General features: G+C 34.9%; 5 protein-coding genes and 3 pseudogenes. All 8 read left to right on the top strand.

From position 1 onward, the window contains the following. Positions 1-77: 77 nt before the first annotated feature. Positions 78-1,013 (top strand): LCP family protein, encoded by a 936-nt coding sequence (locus V7137_RS27905; protein WP_335701074.1) that lies wholly within the window; start codon positions 78-80, stop codon positions 1,011-1,013. 56 nt (positions 1,014-1,069) lie between these two features. After that, on the top strand, positions 1,070-1,285 hold the full coding sequence (locus V7137_RS27900; protein WP_335701073.1) for a twin-arginine translocase TatA/TatE family subunit: 216 nt from the start codon (positions 1,070-1,072) through the stop codon (positions 1,283-1,285). A 253-nt stretch (positions 1,286-1,538) separates the two neighbouring features. Continuing rightward, on the top strand, positions 1,539-1,811 hold the full coding sequence (locus V7137_RS27895) for a manganese efflux pump (RefSeq protein ID WP_335701072.1): 273 nt from the start codon (positions 1,539-1,541) through the stop codon (positions 1,809-1,811). Then, a pseudogene (locus tag V7137_RS27890) lies at positions 1,790-3,324 on the top strand (MDR family MFS transporter); the annotation flags it as partial. The gene V7137_RS27895 and the pseudogene V7137_RS27890, both read left to right, overlap by 22 nt. 348 nt (positions 3,325-3,672) lie before the next feature. Continuing rightward, on the top strand, positions 3,673-4,149 hold the full coding sequence (locus V7137_RS27885; RefSeq protein WP_335701071.1) for a hypothetical protein: 477 nt from the start codon (positions 3,673-3,675) through the stop codon (positions 4,147-4,149). 401 nt (positions 4,150-4,550) lie between these two features. Continuing rightward, positions 4,551-4,948: pseudogene (locus V7137_RS27880) on the top strand (DUF3231 family protein); the annotation flags it as partial. 24 nt (positions 4,949-4,972) lie between these two features. Then, entirely contained in the window at positions 4,973-5,437 is a 465-nt protein-coding gene (locus tag V7137_RS27875; RefSeq protein ID WP_420490190.1) for a DUF3231 family protein, read from the top strand. 344 nt (positions 5,438-5,781) lie between these two features. Next, a pseudogene (locus tag V7137_RS27870) lies at positions 5,782-5,922 on the top strand (AraC family transcriptional regulator); the annotation flags it as partial.

Below are 5,922 nucleotides of genomic sequence, written 5' to 3'. Positions count from 1 at the left end.
CTATACAATAAATGTTTTAACTACAAAAAAATGCTTGTGTAAATATTTAATATAATAATAATAATAGAAGGTGTATTATGGAAAGAATGAGTAGGAAAAAGAAAGTTAGATGGAAAAGGGTTATTTTGTTTATATTTATTTTAATGATTGCTGGTGTAGGTGCTTATGGAGCTTATCAATATAAACAAGGAGTTTCAATCGCTAAGGCAGCAGGTAAATTTAAAGATGATGAGAAACAAGCCAGCTCTTTTCAGGGTGAAGAAGTGAAGTTTGGTAGAATAAATGTGCTCCTTTTGGGAAGCGATTCACGTGGTGAAGAGCATGCAAGAACTGATTCCATAATGATTGCCCATTATGATCAAGAAACACATAAATCTAAGTTAATTTCTATTATGAGAGATACTTATGTCAATATTCCAGGACACGGAAAGCAAAAAATAAATGCAGCCTATGCCTATGGTGGACCTGAACTTCTTAGACAGACTATAAAAGAAAACTTTGATATTGATGTAAATTACTTTGCTGTTGTTGATTTTGAAGGATTTTCCAAAGTTGCAGATATAATTGCACCAGGTGGAATTGAAGTGGATGTCCCTCATGAAATGACGTATGGAATTGGAACAACAATAAACCCTGGAAAACAAATTTTACATGGTGATAAGTTATTAGGATATGTCCGTTTTAGACATGATAAACTAAGTGATTTCGGCCGAGTTCAAAGGCAACAGGAAGTCATTGGAAAGCTGAAGAATGAGGCGTTGAGTATAGGTAGCATTATAAAGCTTCCCAAAATACTTGGTGTTATAAACCCTTATGTAGATACCAATCTGGATACGTCTACCCTCTTGTCATTGGGAAAAGATGTGCTTACGAATCAATCCAATGATCTAAAAACCATGCGTGTTCCTGTGGATGGATCTTTTACGAATGAACAATTTAAAGATGTTGGTGCAGTATTAAGTATCAATTTGGAACAAAATAAGTCAGCTCTAAATGAATTTTTAGCATCGTAATAAAATCTGAAATAGGCAAGTCATTGAGTTTATATTCAGTATTAGGAGTTGAAACGATGTTATCAAATATAGGCATGCCTGGGTTAATATTAATCCTTATTGTAGCACTTGTTATTTTTGGACCAAACAAGCTTCCAGAAATCGGTCGAGCATTTGGAAAATCTATTCGAGAGTTTAAAAAAGCAACTGAGGGTATAAAAGAAGATATTAGTGAAGAAATTCGAATAGAATTTAATGAAGTCAAGCCAGATAAACTTAACTTAAAAAAATAATAATCTTTATTTAATNNCCATCTTGCATTTTTAGCAGTATCTTAAGTAAGAAAAATAGATAAATAGAAAAAGCACCATAGTTGAGGAACTCAGAAATGAGTTCCTTTTTATAATGTCTTACAATGAAGATTTATTGTAAATAAGGACAGCAGGTTTCTTTTTAACATAATTAATACGATTTGAATGTATAAATATACATAAGAATTTTTCTCAAGAACAACGTAGATGAGCTGTAAACCCATAGGAGGAAAATATGCATTTGTTATCTATATTGCTAATTGGTATTGCGGCAAATCTTGATAATTTAGGAATAAGTGTCTCATATGGATTAAGGTCAACACGGATTCCCTTTGTTTCTAATTTAATTATCGCTATCGTTTCCATGATATGTGCTTATCTTTCCATAATTGCAGGAAAATTCATTTCAGAGTTTATTTCTATCGGTATTGCCAATTTAGCAGGTGGTTTGATCATAATTTGCATTGGGATTAAATGTATCGCAGAGGAACCGGGATGCCCAAAATAGTAGGAGATCTTGGCGGATTAAGCATGATGACATGGCTGACTACAGCGTATTTGCTCACATCAACTGCAGTTGTTCCGATTGCTGGAAAGTTGGCTGACTTATTAGGTCGCAAATCTGTATATGTTGCTGGACTTATTATTTTTATGGCTGCTTCTGCACTATGCGGTATGGCAAATAATATGACAGAGTTAATTATTTATCGTGGTATACAAGGAATTGGTGGCGGTATAATGATGCCGATGGCGATGATTGTTATCGGGGATTTATTTACTGGAAAGGAACGCGCCAAATTTCAAGGTGTATTCGGAGCAATTTACGGGCTTGCTTCCGTAATTGGTCCACAAATTGGCGGATGGATTGTAGACGCCTTGAACTGGAAATGGGTATTTTACATTAACCTTCCTGTTGGTATTTTGGCTACCATCTTCATAGCAATTGGGATACAAGGGCGTAAGAATACAGGACCTATTTATTTTGATATTACAGGCATGTTTACGATGATTGTAGGAGTAGTAAGCTTACTTCTTGCTCTTAGCTTTGGTGGTAAAGACTATGCATGGGATTCTTGGCAAACTCTTGGATTATTCGCGCTAGCTGTCATTGGTTTAGTGAGTTTCGTTATTGTCGAAACCAAAGCAAAAGAGCCGATTTTGCCGATGTACCTATTTAAAAATAGAACCTTCTTGTTCCTGAATTTAGTTGGATTCTTCATGACAATTGGAATGTTTGGTGCCATTACATTTGTTCCATTCTTTATGCAAGGAATTTTAGGGGTTAGTGCAACCCAATCAGGAACCATTATGACACCAATGATGATTTCTATGATTATCACCAGCATTATTGGAGGTCAGGTTGTCTACAAAATCGGAATCAAGCCGCAAATTATGACAGGCATGTTTAATCATGGCTGGTGAACTCTTTTTATTAACAACCATAGATATGGGTACGAGTAAATTAGTCGCCACAAGTTATATGGGAGTGATTGGTTTAGGTTTAGGGTTGGTGATGCCAACGATTACCTTAGCTCCACAAGAAAGCTTTTCAAAACAAGAACTAAGTGTCGTTACCTCTTCGAACCAATTCTTCCGTTCCATTGGGGGGAACATTGGGGATTACGATTTTAGGTGCAGTGATGAACAGCAAATCAGGAACGCTTCTAACGGACAAACTTGTTCCATTCTTGAATACATTGCCGGCACAAGCTGGACCTTTGGTATCAAAACTTAAAGATATGATTGCAACTAATCCTCAAGGTTTGTACCAAATGCTGTTTAGCGCTGAAACCATGAAAAAAATGCCATCTTTTCTAACTGATAAAATGGTACCTATTTTAAAAACGTCCTTAATGGATTCTTTACACAGTGTATTTTTCGTTGGATTAGGATTTGCTGTGATTGGAGCTGTCTGTACGTTATTCATAAAGCAAATCAAATTATCCAGCAAAAAAGCTGCTGGAAAGCCAGATGAAGGAGAACAAGGAAATATAAAAATTGTTGCCGCCCCATCCAAATAGCCTGTAATGAATAGTACAATAAACATCCCAATTTCTCCTTTTATTTCTAAGAAATTGGGTTATTAAATATTGAAAAAATTTCATCTTTCTACTTAAGGGAATAAGCAACGCTGCATCCTAAGCAAAAGGACAGCCGTAATTGGAATAAGGGGTACGAAAACCTTTCTAATTAAACCGAAAGCAAGATTGTGAAGTATTGTACTTAAACTATCGGGTGGTTGGCTGGAACCGAGCAAAGCTCTTTTTTCTTATTCAAGTAACGGAGTTTAATTTAATAAGAAGTTACATATTATCTAACAATGGAGGACACGTTATGTATTAAAGTTTATAACTGAAAGGACACATAAAATGGATAAAGTGGTTATTTGGTCATTATTTATTATACCGTGGATTTCTTTGATCTTTTTAAACCGTTTATCAATTCGAAGATATATGCCTGTTGCTCTATTTGCCACAGTGCTGAACACCATAATAGCTCAAATGGCATGGTCATATAACTGGTGGAAATTTAAGGATACCCTTTTTACTTGGGACAAAATTGCACCATTATTTACAGTTTATGGTGTTTTCTTGATCGGTACGATATGGATATTTCACTTTACATTTCGTAAATTTTGGATATATATTTGTGTTAATTTATTAATCGATCTCTTCTACGGGATGGGTCTTACTAAAATGTTGAACAAGCTTGGGTCTAGAGAAAACGGAAGTTTCTCCCCATTCCAAAATCTTTTGGCAATGACCATATTAGCCGTCATTCTATATCTCTATCAGTTATGGCAGGAAGGAATCTTTGACAAGGACAAAGTTCATAAGATTGATTAGATCGTTTTATAAAGAAGATACATTTTTTCAACTAAAATGTGCTTGAGTTAAGGAAGAGGGTTGCCGCAGCAACCCCTTTTTTATTGTGCTAACGGGTTGCAAGAGTTAAAGGAGTCAAAATAAATTATTAAACTAAAGAATGCTAGAGTTAAACAAGGTGTTGCTGTGGCATCATCTTTTTTCTTATTGAAGCAACGGGGTAGTTTTGTGGAAGAGTCCTGTTTGATCTTTGTTCAGCAATCGGGAAAGAATATAGAATATGATGCAATAAAGATCCAAATATTTTTTTTATGCTTAATTAACTTCCAACAAGCCATTCATAGAAACCTCGAATTTACAGCATAATGTTATAAAGGGAATGATATTAAAACGAAGTTCAATATTTGGAAGGAGAAGGGGCAATGAGTAGCAAGCATGAGGTCGGTTTTACATCAACAGAGATTGGGGCGCTATGGTCAACTTATATTAGTGAAAGTATGAACGTTTGTTTATTGAAATATTTCTTAAAACACCTTAAAGATGAAGAATTAAGACCATTACTTTCTGAGTCTTTGAATACCACTCAAACTTATCTTGAAGAGGTTAAGAACATGTTTATTCAAGAAAAGTTCCCTGTTCCAAGGGGATATACGGAAGAGGATGTAAACTTATCTGCACCCCCTTTATTTTCTGATCCTATTTCACTTAGTTATTATACAGTATGTGCAAGATTGCGATTATGAATGATGGCATGTTGTTGACAAGTGTAGCCCGTGAAGACGTACGCTTGTTTTTTTCAAAACGTATAACCTCTTTTTTAGAGTTTTATAATCAGTCAGTCCAGATGATGCTTACAAAAGGAATTTATGATCGACCTCAATTTATTCCCTATCCAGATCCCATCGAATTCCTAAAAGAAAAGGGAACTATTTTATCTAAATGGTTTGAACCCAGTCGGCCATTAAATGTTTTAGAATTAACTGATATATTTTTCAATAGTGAACGTAACCTTCTTGCCAAAATTTTTTTAACGGCATTTATTCAGATTGTCAAAGATGAAAACATCAAAAATTATCTAATTCGAGGAAAGAAACTGGCCCAAAAGCAAATAGAGTTTTTAAACGATACTCTAACTAAAGATGATCTTCCAGAGAACTCAATGATCAATGCTACAGTATCTTTATCGACCGTGTCCCCCTTTTCAGATCGACTCATTCTGGGGATGATTACAATGGCTAATTCAATCGCCATTACCTATATCGGCCACGCAATACTCCAAATTTCTTATAGAGATCATGATTTACGGTAAAAATGGAATAGAAATGTTGATTGAACGAAAATGGATGGAAGAACCTCCTCATACACTCGATCGAAAATAGATGCTAAGAAATAAAAAAATTAGGTGTCTGTACTCATTCACTTGAACGGAAAGAATAAGGTATATCTCTTGAAGAAATAATCCCTATACATGTAATCATTTCTGATATATCTTTATTCAATTATTGGACGCTTTTCCAGAATAGGTAAAGCGTCTTTTTGTTAATATTCAAGTAACGGATGCGATTGTTAAACAGGAACGGCCGCTTCTTTTACTAACGGGTTAGTATAGTGAAATAAAGGATTAATCCTACATAATGGTGCACCAATTGTCGGATGGATACATTCAACTTCTGCTATTCTATTGATGAAGGAGGTCATATAATGGATTTGCTTAAGAATATGAATGATGCAATGCAGTATATCGAGGAAAACCTTACTAACGAAATAGACTTCAAGATAGTGGCAAGGTTAGCT

The organism is Neobacillus drentensis (assembly GCF_036962765.1).
Classification (GTDB): domain Bacteria; phylum Bacillota; class Bacilli; order Bacillales; family Cytobacillaceae; genus Neobacillus; species Neobacillus drentensis_C.
Note: the sequence above shows the minus strand (reverse complement) of the source record. Positions and strands in the feature narration are given on the sequence as shown.